Source organism: Altererythrobacter sp. CAU 1644, assembly GCF_029623755.1.
Lineage (GTDB): Bacteria > Pseudomonadota > Alphaproteobacteria > Sphingomonadales > Sphingomonadaceae > Erythrobacter > Erythrobacter arenosus.
This window is the reverse complement of record NZ_CP121106.1, coordinates 1,977,981-2,000,801: the sequence shown is the minus strand read 5'-3', so window position 1 is coordinate 2,000,801 and position 22,821 is coordinate 1,977,981. Positions and strand designations below refer to the sequence as shown.

Sequence of the window (22,821 nt, the reverse complement as noted above, 5' to 3'; positions counted from 1 at the left end):
CCAGTTCAGAAGCGCCAGTTCACGGTCACGCCGAACTGCCGTTTGCGCGGCGCGCCGACAATAAAGTCGCGATAGAAGGTGAAACGGCGATTGGGCAGGAAAATGAACCTGCGCACCGGATCGGGCACCAGGAGCCCGCGGTTGAAGTCGAACAGGCGCGTCACCACCAGCGGAGTCTTATCTTCGAGGACATTGTCGACGAAGCCGGTCACCGTGATGTCCCCGATCTCGAAGCCCGCACGGATATTCCAGTTATAGCTGTCCCCGGTCTTCGCAAGATTGTGGACCTGGGCGTAACGATTGCTTTCGTACTGGACATCGTTGCGCAGGAAGACGGTCGCCCTGTCGCTCATCGGGAAGCGGAGAGTGCCGGAGGCGTTGATCTGGTGGACCGGCGTCTGCGGCAGGCGGTTGCCCGCAACTTGCCCGTTCGGCCCGTCGACATCGGCAGGATTGGGAACGGTAAAGTCGGCATCGAGGAAGCTGGGGCGTCCATCGGTATCGAGCAGTTCTTCGGTATTCTCGTCGTAGAAATCCTTGAAGGTCGCATCGTTGTAGGCATAGCCCAGACGAACATCGAACCAAGGCGCGATCCGGCCGAACAGCTCAAGTTCGAAACCCTTGATCTCCGACGCACCCGCATTCACGATGAAGGGAGTGGTCGTGAACGCCCCGTTCGACGCCTGCTGATAGGGTTGCGATTGAGTCAGCTGCTGGCTCGTCCAGTCGAGATAGAAGCCGGCGACATTGAAGCTGAGACCGGTACCGGGGATCAGGCCCTTGGTGCCAAGTTCATACGACCACACCTGCTCCTCGTCGAAGGTATCGATGCCGTCGGCGAGGAAGTCATCGAGGAATGACTGCACGATATTGGTCGGCAAGTCGTTGAATCCACCCGGCTTGTTGCCCTTGGCCACGGCCGCATAGAGGTTCCAGTCGGGCGTAAGTTCATAGCGGGCGGTAAATCGCGGCAGGAACGCCGTGTACTTCTCGCTCCGCTGCCCGGTGGCGGGCGTGACGGCGGCGCTTTCGCCATTGCTTTCAAGCGAGGCGAAGATCTTGTCTTCCTGATAGCGTGCCTCGGCGCTGACGGTCAGGGCATCGGTGACGTCGAACTCGACCATCCCGTAGACGGCCCAGTTGTTGACCCCATCGTCGGAATCGTAGCGGTATTTCTGCCCCAGTCGGGGATCGGCCCAATCGGTTTCGACGTCGAAGCCTTCGCCATCTCGCTGGCGGTAGTAATAGGCGCCGACCAAGCCACGGATCCTGCCTTCCTGTGGTGAAAGCAGCCGGACGTTCTGGCTGAAGTCCGATGTCGATGATGCCCCGATGGAGAGGCTCGGCGTGTCCGTGGGGAAGAGATCGTTGTCGAAGCCGTTGATGTTGTCCGAACCGTTGTAGGCGGTGATCGACGTCAGCTGCCATCCGCTCGGGAAGTAGTAGTTCAGCGTCAGGTCGGTGCGCCAATAGTCGCGGGTCAACCCGCGATAGCCCAGCTCCTCCAACTCGTCATTGTTGTAGGCGAGCGTATCGGGCTGCTCGATCTCCCCGCAGAAATAGCCGCGCGACCGCGTCGAGCTGAGCGGAATTCCGAAGAAGGCACCGGTCACCACGGGCTCGAAGCAGTTCAGGTTGTTCGAGCCGAACTTGTAGGTGGCATAGCCCTTGTCGCGATCTTCGCCATAGGCGATCCCCACAATGGCCTCGAACTCCTCGCTCGGCGTCAGCCGCAGCTTGGCGCCAACGTTCCAGCTCTGCTGCGCATTGATGTCGCGCTTGCCGTTGTCGGCGTTGCGGTAATCACCGCCGAAGCTGTAGTAACGGCCGTTCACTTCCAGCGCGGCAACGCCGGTCTGCAGCGGCGTCGAAACATAGCCGGAAACCTCATAGTGATCATACTGGCCTACGGTCGCCTCAAGACCCGCGCGCAAGGTGTCGTCGGGCTTGCGAGTGACGAAATTCACCGCACCGGCAAAGGTCTGGCGTCCATAAAGCGCCGCCTGCGGCCCGCGAATGACCTCGACCCGCTCCAGGTTTTCGAGCTGGTAGCTGGTGATGTTGCCCGACACGAAAATCCCGTCGACGAAGAAGCCGGCGTTGGGGGCACCGAGGATATTCGACATGCCGCGAATGGAGGGGCGCACACTCGCGCCACCATCGCCGCCGCCGGTCCGCCCGAAACCCTGACGGAATGAGAAGCCCGGGGTTTGCAAGGCGACATCGGAGATGTTGTCGATGCCCGCCTCGTCGATTTCCTCCGCGCCGAGCGCGGTAATCGACAGCGGAACATCGATGAGATCTTCCTCGCGCTTGCGGGCCGTGACAACGATTACCGGCCCGCCAAGGGGGGCGGTTGCATCCGTGTCTTCCGCCTCGGCATCCTGGGCGTGAGCAGGCATGGCGACAGCGGCAATGGCAACGCCGGACAACAACAGAAACTTCTTCATTCTCGGGTCCTCCCAAGAACGCAGAGTGCCATCTGGTATACCAAAGTCTAATTTATTATTTTTAGGATTGCATCAGCTGGGCAAATGGTAGCGCTATCATGCGGAATTGTGCCGCCTAGCCCTGTCCAAGCTTGGCGATCGGGAACTCGCGCATGGGCATAGTCACGACCTTTTCCTCCGTGAACAGGTTTCGGCTTGAGAGCCCGCCGGTGCGACCGACGCCCGAGTTCTTGTACCCACCGAAGGGCGCGCGCAGATCGCGGGCGAGTGGCGTGTTGACCCAGATCGTGCCCGCTTGCAGCGCATCTTGCGCCCGCATCACTGTCGGCATGTGATCGCACCACAGGTAGGCGACCAGGCCGAACTCGCTCTGGTTGGCGATCTCGATCGCCTGATCGATGCCATCATAGGTCAGGAACGTCGCGAAAGGCCCGAAGATTTCCTCCTGGCACAGGGGAAGCGAGTTGTCCTCGGCCAGTGCAACGGTCGGGGCGACGTAGAAGCCCTTGTCGAATCCCTCGGCCCGCTTGCCCCCCGTCAGGACATTGGCATCCGCCGCGAAGGATAGCACGCGATCGTACTGAGCCTTGCTGATGACCGGACCGATCTCGGTCTCCATCATGCGCGGGTCACCGACCTTAAGTTTCTCGGCGCGCGCGACGAAATTGGCAATGAACTCCTTGGCGATCGTTCGGTCGACCAGAATTCGCGAGCCGGCAAGGCACTGCTGGCCGTTGTTCGAGAAAATTCCCACCAGTGCCGCGTCGAGTGCCCTTTCGAGGTCGCACTGGGGCGTGATGATGTTGGCCGATTTTCCGCCAAGCTCCGCCACGTATTTCTTGAGGTTCCCGCCGGCGGAACGGGCGATGTGGCGCCCCGTCTCGGTGCCGCCGATAAACGCCACGACATCGATGTCGGGATGGCCGACCAACGCCGCCCCGGTTACTGGCCCGCGCCCGTTTACCAGCCCGGCCACGCCGTCCGGCATGCCCGCTTCCTTCATCAGTTCAAGCAGCGGGACAAATTCGAGCGGGGTGAGTTCGGACGGCTTGAGGATGAAGCAATTGCCGAACGCGATCGCTCCCGCCATTTCCATCGTCGCCAGCGCAAGCGGCGCATTCCACGGCGCCACCAGCGCCGCAATGCCTACCGGCTCACGCCTGACAATGGTCAGGAACGGCGGCTCCTGCTCGTAGCTCTCGTTCGCGGTCTGACCGATGAAATCGGCGAAGAATTCGAAGTTGGCGGCCGCACGCTGGACGTGCCGCTCACGGATCTGGCGCATGGGCAGGCCGGCGTTGGCGCATTCGCGTTGGGCAAGTTCGTCAGCGTTCTCCCGGATCAACGCGGCGATCCTCCGTAGCACCCGCTGCCGCTCGGCAACCGGCGCATGCCGCCATGCGCCGCGCTCGAATGCCGCGCGGGCGGCGCGCACCGCCCGATCGACCTCGTTCGCATCCGCCTCGGCGACCTCGGCAACCTGCGTTTCGTCGATCGGCGAGATGACCGGGATGCGTTCTGCGCCCTCGCCGCTGGTCCATTTCCCGTCGATATAGCTCGTGCAAAGCTCGCTCATGGATTGATCCCCTGACTGCGCATCATCGCCTGCGCGAGGCAATGATTGGATGATATGATCGGCGGCGAACCTTGCGGGTCGAGGAGCGCCAAGGTCGGCATGCCGGTGCCCGACAGCAGGATAGCGTCTGGTCCAATCTCGCGGGCGCGAGCGATCGCGCCTTCGGCTTCGCTGCCCGCCAAGTCGTAGATTCGCCGCGTGTCGTTGGAGCCGATCTCGACCCGCGCATCGAAGGCAATTTCGAAGCCGGAGGAGGACCAATAGGCCAGGCCGGCGCGGTGAATCGGCTCGGGGTAAGGCGAAATGACCGCCACCCGGCCGACATCGCGTCGCACCAGCTCATCGCGAATGACCGCCGCCGCCCACAAGACGGGCACATCCAGTTGGCCGGCGAGATCACGCTCGCGCTCGATGCCGATCAGATAGCTCGAGGCCGTGCAGGCAAAGGCCACGGCGGAAAGCGGCATTCCCCCGAACTGGGTGAGCGACTGGCCGAGTTCCTCGGCATAGCGCACCAGCCGTTCGCGCGAATCCTCTACGTCCGAAACCAGCCGACCGACGACATAATCGCTCTCGCTCGGCAGCAGCAGTCTCATCTCACGTTCGACCGTCGGGTTGGCCATCGGCGTCATCAGGGCGATAGGAGCATGCATCACTGGATCGTCTCCGCCTGGCGCAATCCCTCGATCATCGAACTCTTGAGCAGGTATTCACGGCACTGTGCCGGGTCCGCGCAGATCGCTTGCAGCTTCGCGAGCTCGGCGCGCCGCGCAGCCGGGTCGCGCTCCTGCATGCGCGTGCGGTTGCGATGGGCCTGCTTGAGGATCTGCTCCTGCGCAATCGTCTTGCGACGGCGCGAATAGCGGTCGAGCAAGCGTTCGTCACCGCCTCCAAGCACTTCGGCGAGGGCGTCGGCCAAGGCAAAGGCGTCGTGGACGCCGCCGTTCATGCCCATTCCCCCCGACGGGGAATTGAGATGCGCTGCATCGCCGGCGAGGATCACCCTGCCCTTGCAATAGGTTTCCACGATGCGGTTGTGGATGCGGTAGGGCCGGATTTCGGTGACGTCATAGGGTTCATCGCGCGGCACGATCCGCTGCAGCTTGGTCTCGATGGCCGCCGGATCGAGCGCCTCCTCCACAGTCTCGCCGGCGTCCGAATAGAGGCTGCAACGCCAAATATCAGGGAGTCGCAGCAGACTGAAAGTGCCGTGGTCAGACCAGCAGTAGCTGACATTGGACAGAGCTTCGAGATGCTCGTGAAAGGCGAATGGTGTCGTCGCAAGGATGGTGGTTTCGGGGTAGGTAAAGCCCTCGAACTCGAAACCGCAGGACTTGCGCACCTGGCTTCGCCCGCCGTCGGCGCCGATCAGATACCTGCCCCGAAACTGGCGGCCATCGGCTGCGACAGCGGTTGCGCCATCCTCATCCGCCGAGACGGATGACACCTCGACGCCGCGAATGAGTTCGATCGCAGCATGGCCAGCGGCCTTCTCCTCGGCCAGCTCGCACAGCACGGTCTGTTCGCACTGGAGCCTGAAGGGATAGCCAGTGTCACCGGCGATATGGCCGAGGTCGAAGACCGCCCGTTCGCCGGTCTCGTGTAGACGGATTTGCCAGTCCGGCGTGATGAGGCCGCGCGCGATCAGCGGCTGCGCGAGGTCGAGCGTGTCGAGCATCTCCAGCGTGGGAGGATGAAAGGTCGAGGCACGCAGGTCGCGCGGCGGGGTTTCCTCTGCCTCCAGAACCACGCTCGGCACACCCAGCGCAGCGAGCCTCAGTGCAGCCGAAAGACCCACCGGCCCAGCACCAACGATGATGACGGGCGTCTCGCTCATGGCAACGTCCTTTTCTGTACTACGTGGATACGCATGCCGTCGGGATCACGCGTCACGATCTCGATCTCGCTGCCGTCATGCGCGATCACCGGACCGGCGACGATCGGCGCGGCCCAAGCGCCCAGACGCTCGATCACATAATCCATGTCATCGGTGACCATGGCAAACATGGTCTGGCCGGGGCCCAGCCCACTACCCCGGGGCAAGCTTGCCGGCTCCCTCGGAGAAGTGCCCGATATCTCCAGCAATCCGATCGCATGGGTCGGAAGGTCGAAACCACCGATGCTGGCAGCGCCGCGCATGATGACGAAACGGGCGGACTCTCCTTCAGCCAATCCAAGCAGTTCGCGGTTGACCGGCTTGGTAATGTCGCCGTCGAACCGCTCTTCGAAGGCGAACACATCGGCATAGAAGCGCTTTGAGCGATCGGCGTCGGCGACCACGATCGCCGTCCGCAGCAGCGCCGAGCGCGGAACCTCGACTTCTTCCGTGCTGCGAACTTCCTTATCCGCGGCGTTCTGCGACAAGCCGGCACCCGGCCACGCGAGCATTGCAATCGCCAGTACGGTCGCGGCAGATTTCACCGGCGTCATCGCTCCTGCTCCCCTTCCAATGCGCTCTTGCCCTCTGCCAGATCGCTGAACCTGATCGACGACAGCCGCGGATCGTAAGTGAGCTGTGCTCCCGCGTCCGGGTCGATCGTCACATCGAGCAATGCCGGACCTCGCATGCCGAACAGTTTCTCCACGGCCTCTTCGAGCTCGGCGCGATGATCGCATCGGGCAGCAGAGAGACCAAATCCCTGCGCGACCTTGTCATAGGCCGCTCCGCCCAAATCGGTGTTGACCGTCCGCCCGATCGCCGAGAGCTGTCCGTGCCGTTCGGTTCCCCAGGCCCCGTCGTTCCCGACGATGACCTTGAGATCCAGCCCCGCAAGCGCTGCCGCGTGAAGCTCGCCCGGATGGAACCCGATCGCCCCGTCACCAGTGACCAGCACGACGCCGGCAGGGGGATTTCCGCTTGCGAGCGCCCCTTCCTTCATGGCTGCGGCTGCACCGACCGCCAGCGCCGTCCCCGAGCCCATCGCGCCCAGCGGAAAGTGATCGATGAAACCTCCGCCGCGGCGCACCTTCAACGCGCCGTACATCCAGTTCTGGATGTCTGCCCCATCCCCGACCAGGATCGTATGCTCCCCCAGATGCGCCTGCACCGCCTCGCCCAAAGCCAGCGGGTGAATTGCGGCACCTTCGGCCTTGGCAAGGCTGGCCATCAAACCGTCCTTTTCCGCCAATCCCTTGGCCAGCCAAGATGCGTCCCACGATCGCCGCAGACGTGAGAGCAGGCCGTCGATAGCGCGCGCCGGATCGCCGGCTATGGGCGCATCGGTGGGACGATTGCGGTGGAAGGCGGTGGGGTCGACATCGATCTGGATGAACTTCGCCTTGGGCGAGAAGCGCGGCGGCAGTCCAAACCCCAGTCTTTGCGTGAGAACCTCTCCCACGACGATGACGCAATCCGCCTCGCATGCGAGATGCTGGGCGTAGGGCCACGACCAGCCGCGCTCGCCATCCTCCGGGACCAGTCCTCGCCCGCTGCCATTGCCCAGTACCGGAACGCCGAGCGCAGCCAGGCGCTGCAGGCCCTCTCCAGTCCGGCCGCGAAACGCGCCGAAGCCGGAAATAGCGAGGGGTCGCTCGGCCTCGTTCAACAAGCTCGCCGCGTGTTCGATCTGCGCCTCGTCCGGCTCGCTTGGTGTCGCCTCAATCGGCTCGTGATTGCACGCGGGCCCTTCTTCGCGAAACAGGTCCTGCGGAATGAACAGCACCGCCGGCCCCGGGCGGTCCGAAATCGATGCGAGCACGGCTTCGCGGACCAAATCGCCCAGTTCGGCCCTGACCCTAGCGATCCTGGCCCATTTGCTCACGGGCCGGACAATATCGAGCTGCGCCGATGCGATCAGGTTGGCAGGCTCGACGAAGCCCGCAGGCGGAATGGCAGCCAGCACGACGACGGGTGAACCGAGTGCGTAGGCGACCGCGAGGCCGCCCACAGCGTTGGCGATGCCCTGCTCGCTGACGATCAAACCCACCCCGGGCCGCATCGGTCGCTGGTCCGCCAGCGCTCGGGCGTAGCCATCGGCGGCCCCTACAGTGCCCGCCTCATGGCGGCTGGGGACGATGGCGAAGCCGCCCAGTTCCAGCTGATCCAACAGGTGGGTGTGCGAAGCACCGGCCAGCGCAAAGACGGTGCGAACCCCTTGCGCTGAAAGGATTCCGGCGATGGCCTCGGCACCGGTCAATGCTTCTCTTCCCTATTCGCAGGAGGCAACATGGTGAGCAGCGCAATGGATACTGCGAGCGACACCATCGATCCCCAGATCACCCCGTCATAGTGACCGGTGCGGTCGAAGACCCACCCTGCAAACGGTGAGGCGAAGGCGGTGAGCGGCACCATCGCGAGGCTCGTCAAACCCAGCGCGCGCCCGAACGAGACCTCGCCGAAATATTCGGCGACGATCAGGTTCCACAGGGGGAGCATGCCGCCGGTCGAGAGCCCCAGCAAGACGCAGGCAACAACCAGGGCCATCATCCCATAGGCGACCAGCAGGAGCGCGAAACCGACGATGGTGAGCGCAATCGCGAGGATGAATAGCGCGCGCGGCGTAAAGCGCTCCGCCAGCGTGCCAAACCCAAGCTTGCCGACCATCGAAGTGATCGAAAGTACCGAGACCATCCCCGCGGCGGCAATACTTTCCACCCCGATCTCTCTTGCGAAGCCGGCCAGGTTGTTGACGAGCCCGATGTAGGTGGCGAGCTTCACACCGACGGCTACCGTGATGATCCAGAAGGCCGGCTGGGCGATGATCTGGGCGATTGTCAGGCCGCCTGCGCTGTCGATATCGAGCGCGGCGCATGCCTGCTCGCTTTTGGGCTCCTCCGGACGATCCCTGATCCCCAACCATACGATCAACGCCATTGTCGCCGCGGTGATTAATCCGATTGCCAGCAGCGCACCGCGCCACCCCATCGCCTCCGATGCAGTTGCGATCAGCACCGGGAAGATGAATCCGCCCAGCGAGGTACCCAAGGTCGAGATTCCCATGGCGCGGCCGCGGCGCTCCGCGAACCAGCGCGTAATGAGCGTGGCGCTGGTCAATTGGCCGAGGAGCACGTTCCCGAAGGGAAGCACGAGGGCATAGGCCAGCCATACCTGCCAGATTGCCTGTGCGACCGAAACCAAGGCCAATCCCAGCCCCAACATCGCCGCACCGATCAGCATCAGTCGTCGTGCCGATCCCTTGTCGACCCAGCGGCCCGCGACTGGTCCCAATGCGCTCGACGCCAGCGACAGGCATGTCGTGGCGAGCATGACTTCGAAACGGGTCGCCCCGAACTCCTGCTCGAGTTGGAGAGCCAGCGCCGAGAATCCGTAGATCAGCAAGCCGGCCTGCGCCGCCTGGGTCGCGACGGTGCTGCCGACGATGGCCCACGGCCTACTCACCGCGCTCTTGTGCCTCGTCCTTGCGGCGCTCGCCCGTGAGGACAACACACAGCAGGCGCGCCGGAACCTTGCCCCTGTTGACCCAGCTATGCGCATTGCCCGCTTGCACCAGCACATCGCCCGGCTTCATTGCCAGTGTCTCGCCATTGTCGAGCACGAGGTCGATTTCGCCTGCCAGGAGCGCGATGTAGTCGAGGCTGTCCTGCTTGTGCAGCGGTATGTCCTCAAGCCCGGATCCGGGCGAGATGTCCGCGATATAAAGGCTGCTGCCGACAAAGCCCTCGCGATAGGCATTGCCTGCTGCCAATCCCAGGTCCTCTTCGACCGGGATCGACACGGGCATTGCTTGTGTCTCCCACAATCGTTCGATCCGCGAACCATTGAGCTCGACCACATTGGGACTTGGCCCGTCGGCGAGGATGAGGGATTTCCCGTCTGCACCCTCGGTCGTCACAATTCGGCGCACCTCGGGCAGCGTATCGTCCTGCGGCTCGGAGCAAGACGACAGGGCGAGCACAAGCCCGATCAGCGCGAGTCCGGAAAACGGCTTCATTGGCCCTGCCCTCCTCCCGCTGCCGCTACGGCGCGAAGCTGCCAGCCGGGATACTTGAGAACGAAGGGGTCGGCGCCTACGATCTCCACGCCAGGGATCGCAACGCCGGGCGAAGGGGTAATGCGGCTGTGCGGCGCGAAAGCCTGTGTCGCCCTGCCCAAACATTCGAGGGGTCTCGCCGACGCACCAAAGAGAACGGCACCGAGCTTTCGCGCACCGTTCGAATGTTCGGTCAGCTCTGGTGCGAATACAATTTCACGGTCGCGATGCTCGACATAGGCGACGAGTACACCCTCAACCATGTCGGACAGGCTGAACCAGCGAAACCGAGCCGTCTCCGAGCCTCGTGAAAGCAACACCGTGCGCGCGGCGTCAGAGACCGGACCGCAGGCAATTCCTGCGGCTTGCAGCCTGTCGCGCCCCTGCTCGCAATCGTCGCAGGCAAATACCAGGATCTTCCATCCCTCGCCCATCGCCAGAAACGGCTCGAGATGGTTGCCGCTGCCGGGATTAGGCGCGCTGATCTCAAGGTAGCCATTCTCGAACACGCAATGCGCGCTGCGCTGCCCGAGCGGGCCTGCTGAAGTCAAAAGCGGTTCGGGATCGCTGACCTTGAGGCCAGTGCGCCGTAATTCGTCCACCGTAGCCTCGATGTCACTGACGACCAGCCCGACATGGTCGATCACCGGCAGGTCGAACGGCTCGGCTTGCGACCAGAGATCTCCGCTTGCCTCATTCATAGGTCGGCATCTTGCGCCGGGCGATGAAGAGCAGCGGCACCCCGATCAGCGAGCTCACCCCGCCAGCCAGGCCCAGCGCCTCGCCCAACCTCGTGCCATCGCCGCCCAAGGCAAAGTCGGAAATGGCCGCGACCACCGTCCCGCCGAGCCCGATCCCCGCTAGGTTGACCACCAGCAGGAACAGTGCCGAGATGCGCGCCCGCAGGTCCAGCGGTGTGGCAAGTTGCAGCGCGATTACCGCCGGCCCGAAGCAAAACGCGGAGAGCGCCATGATCGGCGCGAACGCCAACAGACTCAAGGTTGCGCTCGGCATCAAGGGTGCAATTGCCGTGAAAGGCGTCATCGCGATTGCTCCACCGCACGCCGCGGTGAGCGCGCCCTTGAGGTCGCCGCGCTGGCGCAGGCGATCGGCGGTGTATCCCCCAGCCAGCATGCCCCCGACTCCTAGGGTCAGCACGATTATCCCGATGCCGAAACCGCTGGTCGACTTGCCGACCTCGAAGCTGCGTAGGAGAAACTCGGCCATCCAGGCAAGATAGCCGTTGAAGGCCAGGCTGAGCGACGAGAATCCCAGGAAATGCGTGATCAGGAACACGCGATTCCGCCCGATCCAGGGAAATATGGCGGGCCTGATCTGGCCATTGTCCGCCTGGGTTCCAGAGGCGGCACTCGCCCGCAAGCGCTCGAGGCGCGGCTCGCGTAGGACCAGCAGCGCAAGCGGCGCGAGCAGAAGACCGGGCAATCCGACGATAATGAAGACCTGTTGCCAGCCGGCGAAACTGCCCAGTCCGCCGAGATCGAGCGGCGGCAATGCCGACAGCCGTTCGACCAGCACACCGCCCAAGGCAAAGCTCAACCCGACGCCAAGATAGATGCCGGTTCCGTATATACCGAGTGCACGGCCAACCCGGTCGGCAGGATAGGTTTCCGCAATCAACGAATAGGCGCTGGGCGAAAGCGCCGCTTCGCCCACGCCCACGCCGACGCGCATGAGGAACAGGGCGGTGAAACTCTTTGCGAAACCACAGAGCATGGTCATCAGGCTCCACAAGCCAATCCCAAGCGCCACGATCCGTGGACGGTTGCCGCGGTCTGCCCACCACCCGAAAGGGATGCCGAGCGTGGAGTAGAAGATCGCAAACGCCAGACCGCCGAGCAGGCTGAACTGGGTGTCGGTCAGGCCAAGATCGGCACGAATAGGCCCGACCATCAGCGCGATAATGGTCCTGTCGATATAAGACAGCACATAGGCGGCGGTCAGCAGCGCGAGCGCCGCGTGGATCGATCCAGGGGCCTTAGGCGAGGGGTGGTTCGACATAGGGCCGCGAGTAGGGCTTGAGGCGTTCCGGGACTTGCGGCGCAAACGGCGGCTCCCAGCTGAACGGGCGCTTCTCCGTATCGAAAATGTTGTCGAGCGGCCCGTTCACGGTGCGCACGAAGAGGAGATAGCCGACATCGGTCCCGGCCGGCCCGTGATAGACCCCCTCGCGCCACCAGGCGTAGCCCCCCGGCCCCATCCTGCCGCAGTCCCCCCAGACATAGGTACCGGCAAGGCAGAACAGTTCCTCGACCATCGAATGGGTCCATTGCGGTTTTGCCATCCCGGGAGGAACCCGGTGGGGCGGTGACATGTAGAGGAACGACGTCTCCTGAGTGTAGGGGTCGGTCCTCAGCGGCTTGATCGCCACCCCGGCTGCAAGCTGCGGGTCGACGAGACCCGGATCCCATTCCATCGCCAGCGGATCGATATGGCGGACCAGCAGTGCCTCGTCGAACGGCGTGTCGGGAGTTCCCGGCACCACCTGCGGGACATCGTAGAACATGGTGAGCACCTTCGCCCCCCGGGCGGAGGACTGGCGCTGTCGCACGTAGCCGGCCGGCAGGAAGGCGTAGTGCTGGGGCCCATACACCTCGCCGTCGATCTCAATCTCTCCTTCGAGCACCAGGAATTCCTCGTGCGCTGTCAAGTGCTCGGGCTCAGAGCGGCTCCACCCGGCAGGGTATTCGATCACAACGGTGGCGTCGGTCGCTTGTTCGTCGATCGAGAGAACCTTCGACCTGACCTCAGGCCGAGCGCCCGAATAGAGCCCTTTCTCCCATGGGAGATCCGGCGCGTGAATGAAGAGCGTGTGTTCCCGTGCCAATCCCGATCCCCCAGCCACCAGTCCAATCCTGAGCAAAGGCTAGGCCAGCGAAAGCGGAAGAGTCAATAATTTGGTATACCAAAATTCTATGGCGCGGTCCCCGGCGTGCGGTTCCTCGGGCTTACATGGCGGGACATTGCGTTCGCTGCGGCACCTTCGTCGCCCTTGGCCAGCGCGGCGACAATGTCCCGATGATCGGCGATGGACCGGGCGAAATCCTCGTCGGAATACTCGTCCATGACATTGGTCAGCAACCGCAGGCTGATGGTCTGGTTGATGATCTGCGCTATCCGCGCGTTGCGAGCGATATCCGAAATCGCATTGTGGAATTCATGGTCAAGGCGGGCAAAGGCCATGACCTTCTTGTCGCCCTTCCCGCCAAGCACTTCCTCCATCTGGCCGATCAGATTCTGGAGCTTGCCCAGATCGCGCTTCGTGGCCTTGCGCGCCGCCATTCCGGTAACGTGCGACTGCAGCACGTTGCCCATTTCGTAGATCTCGGCGAGTTCTTCGTCGCCGAAGCTCGACACCCGGATCGATCGGCGCGGTTGCATGTCGACCAGGCCATCGGCGCTCAATCTGCGCAGCGCCTCGCGGACCGGCGTGCGACTGATCCCCAGTTCGGCGCACAGGTCACGCTCTTTCAGGGCCGTACCGCCCTTGAGCTCGCCATCGAGAATTCGATCGCGGAGCTTCCGGTAGGCGATATCGGACGAATTAGCGTTCAAAGGAGAACCTCCTCGTTCAGTCGAAGCGGAGCGATGGCCGCAAAACGACAATTGCTCTGCGAAACGTGGCAAAGCAATCCCGCGGGTGTCAATGCCGGCGCGGCAAGGCCGCCGAACGCCCCGCTAGACTTCGAATGTGGTGTTGCGCGGATCCAGTTCGCCGCTGCACTCGCTGCACAGGACTTTGAGGCGCAGTCCATGCCCGCACTTCCGATGGGTCAGCAACAGCGGCGGCCCCTTGGCGTCGGCAAACCAGGCATCGCCCCACTGCAGCAGGGCAAGCAGGACCGGATAGAGATCGCGGCCCTTGGGGGTCAGGCGGTATTCGAACCTGTCCTGGTGGGTCGAATATGGCACCGCCTTGAGGATGTCTTGGGCCAGCAGCCGTTCGATCCTGCCCGACAAGATGTTCGTCGCCATCAGCGTGTCGCGCTGGATTTCATCGAAGCGATGGATACCAGTAAAACAGGCGCGCACGACAAGCGTTGCCCACCGATCTCCGAACAACTCGATTACCGAGTCGACCATGGTCACGTTGCCGCGCTTCGCGCTCGCCGCGGCGGTCTGTTGGCGACGCCGTGAATAGGTCGGCGTCACTTGCGTGAGGCCTGGGCCGGGCTCCCAGTCGACATCGCGGGGATCGATCTCGAACTCGCACTCATGGCAAACCGGCACAGCCACCATGGCCTTGCCACAGGCACGATGGATCAGCTTGACGTTGATGCTGCGCCCCTCGGGCTCCCAGATCGATTGCCAACGCAGGATCATCAAGGCGACGGGGAACAGGGTTCTACCCATCTCCGTGAGGGCATAGCCTTTCTGGCGCTCCTTCGCCTTGACCAGCACACCTGCCGCAACGAGCTTCGCCAGGCGATTGCTCAAGACCGACCGGGAAAGTCCAGTCCCGACGACGAACTCGTCGAAGCGATGCCGTCCCTGCAGGGCCTGTTCGAGTATCAGCAACACGGGAACGTCGCCGACGACTTCGAGCGCCCGCCAGATCGAACAAGCCCGGATCGATTCCATTTTCATGAACCGAAGCCTCGGCTGTGGACCGAGACACGAGGGGAGCGGGTCGAGGTTTTCCAGCCCGCCTTGTCAGCAATAGTTTCGTTCGGCCGCTTCATCTCTGTTCAAGGTATGGTGTCATTGATCCGGACCGTCAAACTGCGCGCCATCGAGCACATTGGGGCCAGCCCGATATGGGCGATAGTGGATTTCGCTGACTGCAAGATCGCCTTGCCGCGCGGAACTACGCGCAACCAGCACGTCAGGCGCTTGCCCCTGTTCCACCCATTCCTCGATAGCGGTCAAGGGATCGAAATCTTCAGGAGCGGTGGGCGACGGCGCCTCCCAACAATGGCCCAGGCCAGGAGCGAGGAACAGGCGGAAGAAACTCTGGACCTGTTGCGGGCCGCCCATGCGTTCGAGCACCCATTGATAGTAGTCGACCGATTGGGAAGGCACGACCAGAGCGTCTGCCATGCCGTGCCAGAGGAGCAGCTTGCCCCCGTTGTCGCGAAACTCCGAGATGTCTGGATCGGTCGCATTCAGCAGGCTGGCGCTCGCCGTCATGCGCGCGGGATCCGCGTCAAAATCGAAGGACGCCGCAGAGTAGCTGGGGTCCTTCTCGCTGAATGCGAGGTAACGCGTGAAGCCCTCGGCGAGTTGCGTACCGATCGCTTGTGATGGATCCTGCAAATACCAGATCGTCCAATAGAACTCGCTACCGGGCGGCATGCCTCCGAACAATTGCCGCCCGCTACTGTCGGCTGGACCACCAAACCATTGCGCGACCACACGCTTCTCTTCGGCGGTAAGACACTGGCTGGACGTATCTCCGTCAGCGGCGCTTGCGCAGCCCGGTATGGCTGCTACGTCGACTGGGCAACCAAGCTGCGAGATCAGTCCGTCGCTCCGGCCATCCCGGGCGTCACACTGCATCCTCACCTGTTCAGCCAGGAAAGAGAGCTTCCGGTTGAATGCGCTGCCGAGCACCGGCGCGGTGGAGTCTCGGTTCGTCTGAAGTTTCCAGGCGCCGAAAATTCCACCCGATCCCGTCAGATCGAGGACAGGACATCCGCTGATGATGCCGTTGAACAGCCTTGGATATCTTTGCGCCGCGATCAGCGCCACCCGCCCGCCATTCGAACAGCCCGAAAAGTAACTTAGGCGCGGGGCATCACCGTAGAACTTCTTCGCAATAGTGTGACCGGCTGAATAGGCCAGCGGAACCCAGCGATGGGCGAAAAGCTCGACGGCCTCCTGGTCGACGGCCCAGGTCGCGTCGCCGGGTGACGAGCCGGTATGACCGCTGTCGGTGACGATAGCCGCGTATCCCCGCCTGACCGCTACTCCGATCCCGTTCGAGTAGCCATTGGCGTCGGGCAGCACCTGCCCACAGAACCCCCCGCAACCAGCCTGGTAGAACTTGCCGTTCCAGCCTCTGATCGGCAGCCGCATCTCGAAGCCGATGCTCGGAAGCACAACTCCCGTCACTCGGCAGTAGGCGGGAGAACCTTCCCCAGCCTCGACCGTGCTGGCCTCGATTTTCTCGACGTAGCCCGCCCCCAGACGCGACGGCAGAGACTGGCAATCCCCTTCAGGCAGCTCTGCCTGCATTACCGGACTATCGGAACGCTGCTCGGCCTGAGCTCGCGAGGGGGAACAGACCAGCAGCAGTGTTCCGACAAACAGCGAAGAGAGGGTGGCCCTCACTGGCTAGAATTTCACGTCGAACTGCAGCGCGATGTTGCGTGGCCGATCATAAATCGCGTTGTAGGCGATTCCGGTGCCACCGGTGAAGGTGGTCGCCAGTGGCAAGGCACCGGCCGTCTGCATGATCCGCTCATTGGTCAGGTTGCGCCCGACCAGCGCGACGGTCCAGTTGTCATCGATGTGGCCGAGCGAGACCCTCGCACCGATCTTGACGTAGCCGTCCTGGCGCGTGCGCGGATCGAGATTGGCGGCAGCGATATAGCTGCTGGAGAAGTCCGCGTTCAGGTTCACGCCGAACTTCAGATTGCTGCCGACTTCGTGGCTGAAGTCGCCGTTGAGGTTGCCTGACCATTCGGGCGTCAGCGTGTTGCGCTTGCCGGTGTAACTGCAGAAGGTCCCATTGTCGGGCACTTGCTGGAAGAAGCACTGGCCTTGGGGGAAGTTGGTGAACTCGAAGTCGAGATAGGCGACGGCGGCGCTGAAGGTGAAATGTTCGTCCACCGCCCAGCGCATGTCCGCTTCGACACCCTGGGTCTTCGCGCCCGATGCGTTCTTGACGTTGAAGCTCAGCACGCCGTCGAACACGTTCGTCTGCAGATCGCTGTACTTCGTGCGATAGGCGGAGACGTTTATCGCAAGCTCGCGGGTCTGGTACTTGAGCCCCACTTCGAAATTATCGGCCCGCTCGTCCCCGAACTTGAAAGCCCCTGGCGTCCTGACAGTCGTCGAAGTGGGCAGCGAGTTGCCGCGAATATCGAAACCGCCCGCCTTCGAGCCGCGCGCAAAGGACGCATAGAACATCAAATCGTCGGTGACGTCGTATTGGATATTGGCCATCGGGTTGAACGAATCCTCGCTCAGCTTGCCCGAGATGCTGTGCGCCTCGATATTGAGCGCGCGGAATGTGCCGATCACGACCGGATCGATGATGGCCGGAACGGCACCAAGGCTGAGCGGCCCGCGGTTGATCGCCAGCGCGCGGCTACCGGTCTTGCTCTCATGGTTGAAACGCGCACCCAGCGTGATGCGCAAGGCATCCGTCAGCGAATACTCTCCCTGGGCGAAGACCGAGATCAGGTCGGACTTCTGCGAGTAGACGCGGTCGTTGGCGGTATCGCCCAGCGCCCGGAATGGCGTCGCAAAGAAGAACGGGTTGAACTGGACGTGATCGGTCACGCCCAGCTTGGTGTTCTGGTAGTAGACGCCGGCAATGTAGTTGAATGCCGCATCGCCGGGCGAGGCGATCCGCAACTCCTGCGAAATCTGGCGGTAATCCTCCGACTGCGCGGTGCCGTCCAGCAATGGCAGGTTGGTAAAATCGACGTCGATCGTTTCCTCGACATCGTAGTCGAGATAGCCTGTGACCGATGTGAGCGTGTGATCGCCCAGCTCCAAATTTGCGTTGAGAACGGCGTTGAAGATCTTGTTGCGGCTTTCATATCCGCCGTCGGCACGGACATAATCCTCGTCGGTTTCGACTAACAGCGGACCGGCAAAGATCGCACTGTAGGTCCCGACCGGCCAAAAGCTTCGCGCGGCTGTCCCTTGGTCTTGAAGTCCGCGTATTCGAGCTTCAGGTCCGCAGAAAGCGGGCCATTGCCTTCGAATGCCAGGATGCCGCGCACGAAAGCTTCGCGGACATTGGGCTCGTTGCGATCCTGCCGGGTGTTGTAGAAGTAACCGTCCATGTCGCGGTAGTAGCCCACGACGCGCGCCCCGACGCTTTCCGAGATCGGGCCAGAGACTACGCCCGTTACTCGCGCTTCCTCGTGCTCGAATTCGTAGCTCGCGCTGAGGGAGCCTTCGAAGTCGCTCGTCGGCCGACGGCTCACGACGTTCACTGCGCCGGCAATAGCATTCTTGCCGAACAGCGTCGGCTGCGGCCCGCGCAGAACCTCGATCCGTTGCAGGTCTACCAACGGCATTCGGCTGAGCTGGTCGCGACCGTAGTAGATGCCGTCGACGAACATGGCGACCGATTGCTCGAAGCCCTTGTTGTCGCCCGATGCGATGCCGCGAATCGCGATCCGGTTGGCGATGGCGGTTTGGGTGATCTTGAGGTTGGGAATCGAGGAAGAGACGGATTCAAGATTGGTCTGACCGTAAGATTCGATCGCCTCGCCCGAGACGGCGGAGATGGAGATCGGAACGTCGGAAAGGCCCTGTTCGCGCTTCTGCGCGGTGACGATGATGACGTTCAGGCCGCCCTCGTCCTCGACCTGCTCGTCCTGCGCCCATGCGATCTGCGGGGCAGCCAGTATCGTGCAGGCGAGCAACTTGATCGAATTCCTCATGGTAAATTCCTCCCCTAGTTCACGACGCGCCAAAGTGGATCGATTACGCAGCTTGCATCATGAATAAAGTATGTTTATGCAAGTCAGTCTGTTTATGCAAGTATGATTTCCCACCGCGTTTCGATTGGAGAAGAATGGCAATTCCGGCGCCCCTGAAGCGTAACTTGGCGATTCCAGCCATCGCGGCTCCCATGTTTCTCGTCTCCGGGCCGGAAATGATCGTAGCCGCGTGCCGTGCGGGCATGATCGGTGCCTTCCCCACGCCCAATGCGCGAACAAGCGCGGATCTTGAGGACTGGCTTCAAGCGATAACTGGCGCGCTTGCCGAAAGCCCCAATGCCGCAGCCTGGGCGGCAAACCTGGTAGTGCACCCTTCGAACGAACGCCTGGCCGCGGACCTCGCAGCCGTCGTCAGATACGAGGCGCCACTGGTGATCACCGCTTTGGGCAGCCCCGCCCGCGTCGTCGATGCCGTCCATGGATATGGCGGCGTAGTATTCGCGGACGTCAACTCCGTCGCCTTTGCGCGAAAAGCGGCAGCGGCAGGGGTCGACGGCCTGGTCCTCGTGGCGGCAGGCGCTGGTGGGCATACCGGGATGACCGCCGGATTCGCTTTCGTCGAGGAAGTCCGCCGGTTCTGGGATGGGCCGATCGTCCTTGGCGGGGCCATATCAAGCGGCAGCGCAATCCGGGCGGCCGAAGTATTGGGCGCCGACCTTGCCTATGTCGGCACGGCGCTGATCGCAGCGGAGGAAAGTCTTGCGACAGACTCCTACAAGCAGATGGTGGTTGCCGCGGGAGCCGAGGATATCGTCCCAAGCAAGGGTATCACCGGGGTTACGGCCAACTGGATGAGGACCAGCCTCCTTGCCGCAGGCTATGATCCCGATAACATGCCTGAGGACAAGAAGCCGAATTTCGAGAACGCGCAGGACGACGCCAAGGCCTGGAAAAACGTTTGGTCTGCCGGTCAAGGGGTCGGAGCGGTGAATGCCGTTGAGCCGGTGGCGCAGGTTGTTGCCAGACTCAAACAGGAATACGATGCGGCATGCAATCTTCCGCGCTTAGAGGCGAAGGAGTGAAACGATGACAATCGAACTCGTGGGAAAGGTGCGCTCGACGCTCAAGAACACCGATCATCCCTACATGCAGGGCGCATGGCGGCCCACATTCAATGAATGGAACGCGATCTTCGATAATGAAGACGCCGAGGTGATCGGGACCATCCCGGACGATATTGACGGCGTTTATGTCCGAACCGGCGAGGTTCCGGTGCACGAACCCATCGGCCGCTACCACCCGTTCGACGGCGATGGCTTCATCCATTCGATCAGCTTCAAGGGCGGCCGCGCGAGTTATCGCAGCCGTTTCGTCCGCACCAAGGGGTTCCAGGCCGAGCAGGAAGCCGGGCGAGCTCTTTGGGCCGGGCTTATGGAACCGCCGCACAAGTCGACCCGGCCCGGATGGGGTGCACAGGAGTGGCTCAAGGATTCCTCGTCGACGGACGTCGTGATCCACGCGGGCAAGATTCTTTCGACCTTCTATCAATGCGGCGAAGGATACCGGCTCGATCCCTTTACCCTGGAACAGTTTGGCACCGAGGGTTGGGTCCCGCTTGACGGCGTCTCGGCACACACCAAGGTCGACGAGGCGACCGGCGAGCTCCTTTTCTTCAATTACTCGAAGCATGCACCCTACATGCACTACGGCGTGGTCGGCGCGGATAACCGTCTCAAGCACTACATCCCCGTCCCGCTCGCCGGACCGCGGCTGCCGCATGACATGGCGTTCACGCGCAATTACGCGATCGTCAACGACATGCCGCTCTATTGGGATCCGGACCTCCTCAAGCGCGATCTGCATGTCGTCCAGTTTCACCCCGATCAGAAAACCCGGTTCGGGATTATCCCGCGCATGGGGCAGCCCGAGGACATACGCTGGTTCGAGGCGGAGCCGACCTATACCCTCCACTGGCTCAACGCCTGGGAGGAAGGCGACGAGATCATTCTTGACGGCTATTTCCAGGAAGAGCCGCAGCCCAAGTCGCACCCCGACGCGCCCGACGGCCTTGAGCGGATGATGGCCTATCTCAGCCAGGGCCTCATGAAGCCCAAGTTGCATCGCTGGCGCTTCAACCTCAAGTCCGGCGAGACCACCGAAGAGCGGCTCGATGAGCGCATCCTCGAATTCGGCATGTTCAACCAGAAATACGCCGGACGAAAATACCGTTACGCCTATTCGGCGGTACCGGAGCCTTACTGGTTCCTGTTCACCGGGCTGGTGAAGCATGACCTCGAGGCAGGCACAAGCGAGGAGATCTCGTTCGGCCCCGGACGGTACGGCAGCGAGACCCCGTTCGCCCCGCGCATTGGCGCGAAGGACGAAGACGATGGCTATCTTGTCTCGTTCATCGCCGACATGGAGAATGACCGCTCTGAATGCGTGTTGATCGATGCGAAGCGCTTTTCGGAAGGTCCGGTGTGTCGGATCATCCTGCCCGAACGCTTCTGCTCTGGGACCCATTCGGTTTGGGCCAATGGCGACGACATTGGCATGGGCCCCAACACCGTGCTGACGGACTAGGATGATCGTTTCCCCGGAACCGAAGCGCCGGGCATACCGCGAAGCCGGATGGTGGGGTGACAAGACCCTAGCCGATCTCTTCTTCGCCAATGCGACAAGGCATCCAGACAGGCTGGCGCTGGTCGATGCGCCCAACCGCGCGAGCATTGCCTTCGGCGAACCGGCGCGTCTGACCTATGCCGAGATGAGGGACGAAGTCGAGCGGCTGGCCGGTGCTTTGCTGGCAGCAGGCATCGACAAGGACGACGTGATCGTCGTCCAGCTGCCCAACATCAGCGAGTTCGTTGCGCTCTATTTCGCGGCGGCGACCATCGGCGCCATCGTCAGCCCTGTCGCCGTCCAGTATCGCAGCCACGAACTCTCGACGATCTTCGACATCGTGAAACCCAGGGCCTATGTCTGCGGGACGCACATGCACCATGCCGACCACCTCGGCGTTGCGCGTCCACTTTTGCGCGGCGATGTCGCCTTGATGACCTTCGGCCCCGACGCGCCGGAGGATGCGGTGGATCTCTCCAACGCTCAGGCCAAGGCCGAGCTGCTACGCGATTACATCGACAAGACGAAGGTGGACGCGGACGATATCTTCACGATCTGCTGGACATCAGGCACCACCGGCATGCCCAAGGGTGTGCCGCGCAGCCACAACCACTGGATCGCGATTGCCCCCGGTACCTACCAGCCTTCGGGCCTGCGCGAGGGCGATGTGTTGCTCAACCCCTTCCCGCTGATCAACATGGCGAGCATCGGCGGCGTGACGATGAGTTGGCTCAAGGTGTGCGGCACCATGGTGTTGCATCACCCCTTCGATCCGCAGGTCTATCTCGGCCAGATCGCCATGGAACGCCCGCAGTTCACCATCGCTCCGCCAGCGATCCTCAACATGTTGCTGCAAGACGAGGCGTTGCTGGCCAAGGTCGATCTCTCGAGCCTGCGCACGATTGGATCGGGTTCGGCCCCGCTAGCCCCCGCGATGGTCCGTGGGTTCCAGGACCGCTTTGGCATCATGGTGGTCAACCTGTTCGGCTCGAACGAGGGCATGTCGCTCGTCACCGGCCCCGACGCAGTCCCCGACCCGTTCGAACGGGCGAGCTATTTTCCCCGCGAGATGGTGCTCGAACCGATGATGGGCGGCGCCGCGGCACCGATTGCGCAGACCCGGCTTGTCCCGCCGGAAGGTGGCGCGGCGATCACCGAGGAAGGCGTTGCCGGTGAATTGCAGATAAGCGGCCCTGCCGTGTTCGAGAGCTATCACGACGCGCCCGACCAGACCGAGGCCGCATTTACCGAAGACGGCTTCTACAAGTCGGGCGATCTGTTCGAGATCGCCGGCGGCGGCCGGTTCTATCGCTTCGTCGGGCGCTGCAAGGATTTGATTATCCGCGGCGGGGTCAACATTTCGCCCGAGGAGATCGACCAGTTGCTCGGCGGACATCCCGATCTGGCCGAGGCCTGCGTGTTCGCTCTCCCGGATCCGATCATGGGTGAGCGCATCGGCGTGGCGGCGGTGCCGCGCGGCGGTGCTGCGGTCACGCTAGACGACATCACAAGGTTCCTGCGCGAGCAGGACCTCGCTGTCTTCAAGCTGCCGGAACGACTGTTCGAGTTCGACAGTCTACCGCGCAACGTGACCAACAAGGTGATGCGCAGCGAGGTGCGCGATATGGCGCTCGCCATGCTTGAGGGAGCAGACTGAG

The 22,821-nt window shown here is 62.7% G+C and carries 19 protein-coding genes; 3 read left to right on the top strand and 16 right to left on the bottom strand.

Translation table 11 applies throughout. From position 1 onward, the window contains the following. Positions 1 to 5: 5 nt before the first annotated feature. From P7228_RS09995 to P7228_RS09920, 16 genes are all read right to left on the bottom strand, one after another. Positions 6 to 2,450, bottom strand: coding sequence for a TonB-dependent receptor (locus tag P7228_RS09995; protein ID WP_278015095.1), 2,445 nt, complete (start codon positions 2,448 to 2,450; stop codon positions 6 to 8). Positions 2,451 to 2,565: 115 nt separating this feature from the next. After that, a complete protein-coding gene (locus tag P7228_RS09990) occupies positions 2,566 to 4,026 on the bottom strand; it encodes an aldehyde dehydrogenase family protein (protein WP_278015094.1) in 1,461 nt (486 codons plus the stop codon). Continuing rightward, positions 4,023 to 4,679 carry a maleate cis-trans isomerase family protein gene (locus P7228_RS09985; RefSeq protein ID WP_278015093.1) on the bottom strand — a complete coding sequence of 219 codons (657 nt, stop codon included), beginning with the start codon at positions 4,677 to 4,679 and terminating at the stop codon, positions 4,023 to 4,025. Before P7228_RS09985 ends, P7228_RS09990 begins: the two co-directional genes overlap by 4 nt. Continuing rightward, positions 4,679 to 5,863 (bottom strand): FAD-dependent oxidoreductase, encoded by a 1,185-nt coding sequence (locus P7228_RS09980; RefSeq protein WP_278015092.1) that lies wholly within the window; start codon positions 5,861 to 5,863, stop codon positions 4,679 to 4,681. Before P7228_RS09980 ends, P7228_RS09985 begins: the two co-directional genes overlap by 1 nt. Further along, the gene (locus tag P7228_RS09975) at positions 5,860 to 6,456 is read right to left on the bottom strand and encodes a VOC family protein (RefSeq protein ID WP_278015091.1); all 597 of its coding nucleotides are present in this window, start codon (positions 6,454 to 6,456) and stop codon (positions 5,860 to 5,862) included. Before P7228_RS09975 ends, P7228_RS09980 begins: the two co-directional genes overlap by 4 nt. Then, positions 6,453 to 8,162, bottom strand: a complete 1,710-nt coding sequence (locus P7228_RS09970) for a thiamine pyrophosphate-binding protein (protein WP_278015090.1) — start codon at positions 8,160 to 8,162, stop codon at positions 6,453 to 6,455. Before P7228_RS09970 ends, P7228_RS09975 begins: the two co-directional genes overlap by 4 nt. Then, positions 8,159 to 9,364 (bottom strand): MFS transporter, encoded by a 1,206-nt coding sequence (locus P7228_RS09965; RefSeq protein ID WP_278015089.1) that lies wholly within the window; start codon positions 9,362 to 9,364, stop codon positions 8,159 to 8,161. Before P7228_RS09965 ends, P7228_RS09970 begins: the two co-directional genes overlap by 4 nt. Then, positions 9,357 to 9,917 (bottom strand): cupin domain-containing protein, encoded by a 561-nt coding sequence (locus P7228_RS09960; protein ID WP_278015088.1) that lies wholly within the window; start codon positions 9,915 to 9,917, stop codon positions 9,357 to 9,359. Before P7228_RS09960 ends, P7228_RS09965 begins: the two co-directional genes overlap by 8 nt. Continuing rightward, complete coding sequence (locus P7228_RS09955) at positions 9,914 to 10,657, bottom strand: VOC family protein (protein ID WP_278015087.1); 744 nt, start codon at positions 10,655 to 10,657, stop codon at positions 9,914 to 9,916. Before P7228_RS09955 ends, P7228_RS09960 begins: the two co-directional genes overlap by 4 nt. Then, complete coding sequence (locus P7228_RS09950; RefSeq protein WP_278015086.1) at positions 10,650 to 11,975, bottom strand: MFS transporter; 1,326 nt, start codon at positions 11,973 to 11,975, stop codon at positions 10,650 to 10,652. The genes P7228_RS09955 and P7228_RS09950 overlap by 8 nt, the downstream gene beginning before the upstream one ends. Continuing rightward, positions 11,953 to 12,819: a cupin domain-containing protein gene (locus P7228_RS09945; protein ID WP_278015085.1), complete on the bottom strand. Its 867-nt coding sequence runs from the start codon at positions 12,817 to 12,819 to the stop codon at positions 11,953 to 11,955. Before P7228_RS09945 ends, P7228_RS09950 begins: the two co-directional genes overlap by 23 nt. A 68-nt stretch (positions 12,820 to 12,887) precedes the next feature. Beyond that, complete coding sequence (locus P7228_RS09940) at positions 12,888 to 13,529, bottom strand: GntR family transcriptional regulator (RefSeq protein WP_278015084.1); 642 nt, start codon at positions 13,527 to 13,529, stop codon at positions 12,888 to 12,890. Between the two features lie 123 nt (positions 13,530 to 13,652). Further along, complete coding sequence (locus P7228_RS09935; RefSeq protein ID WP_278015083.1) at positions 13,653 to 14,561, bottom strand: winged helix-turn-helix transcriptional regulator; 909 nt, start codon at positions 14,559 to 14,561, stop codon at positions 13,653 to 13,655. Between the two features lie 114 nt (positions 14,562 to 14,675). Next, positions 14,676 to 16,247 carry a tannase/feruloyl esterase family alpha/beta hydrolase gene (locus tag P7228_RS09930; RefSeq protein ID WP_278015082.1) on the bottom strand — a complete coding sequence of 524 codons (1,572 nt, stop codon included), beginning with the start codon at positions 16,245 to 16,247 and terminating at the stop codon, positions 14,676 to 14,678. 3 nt (positions 16,248 to 16,250) lie between these two features. Then, positions 16,251 to 17,669 carry a TonB-dependent receptor gene (locus P7228_RS09925; protein WP_278017748.1) on the bottom strand — a complete coding sequence of 473 codons (1,419 nt, stop codon included), beginning with the start codon at positions 17,667 to 17,669 and terminating at the stop codon, positions 16,251 to 16,253. A 56-nt stretch (positions 17,670 to 17,725) separates the two neighbouring features. After that, positions 17,726 to 18,541, bottom strand: coding sequence for a TonB-dependent receptor (locus P7228_RS09920; RefSeq protein WP_278015081.1), 816 nt, complete (start codon positions 18,539 to 18,541; stop codon positions 17,726 to 17,728). 191 nt (positions 18,542 to 18,732) lie between these two features. Here P7228_RS09920 and P7228_RS09915 point away from each other — a divergent pair, with 191 nt between their 5' ends. Genes P7228_RS09915 through P7228_RS09905 form a run of 3 tightly spaced genes read left to right on the top strand, consistent with a single transcriptional unit; the run spans position 18,733 to position 22,820 of the window. After that, a complete protein-coding gene (locus tag P7228_RS09915; RefSeq protein ID WP_278015080.1) occupies positions 18,733 to 19,623 on the top strand; it encodes an NAD(P)H-dependent flavin oxidoreductase in 891 nt (296 codons plus the stop codon). 4 nt (positions 19,624 to 19,627) lie between these two features. Next, on the top strand, positions 19,628 to 21,124 hold the full coding sequence (locus P7228_RS09910) for a carotenoid oxygenase family protein (RefSeq protein WP_278015079.1): 1,497 nt from the start codon (positions 19,628 to 19,630) through the stop codon (positions 21,122 to 21,124). Position 21,125: 1 nt separating this feature from the next. Further along, on the top strand, positions 21,126 to 22,820 hold the full coding sequence (locus tag P7228_RS09905) for a class I adenylate-forming enzyme family protein (RefSeq protein ID WP_278015078.1): 1,695 nt from the start codon (positions 21,126 to 21,128) through the stop codon (positions 22,818 to 22,820). The last annotated feature ends 1 nt before the right edge of the window (position 22,821 follow it).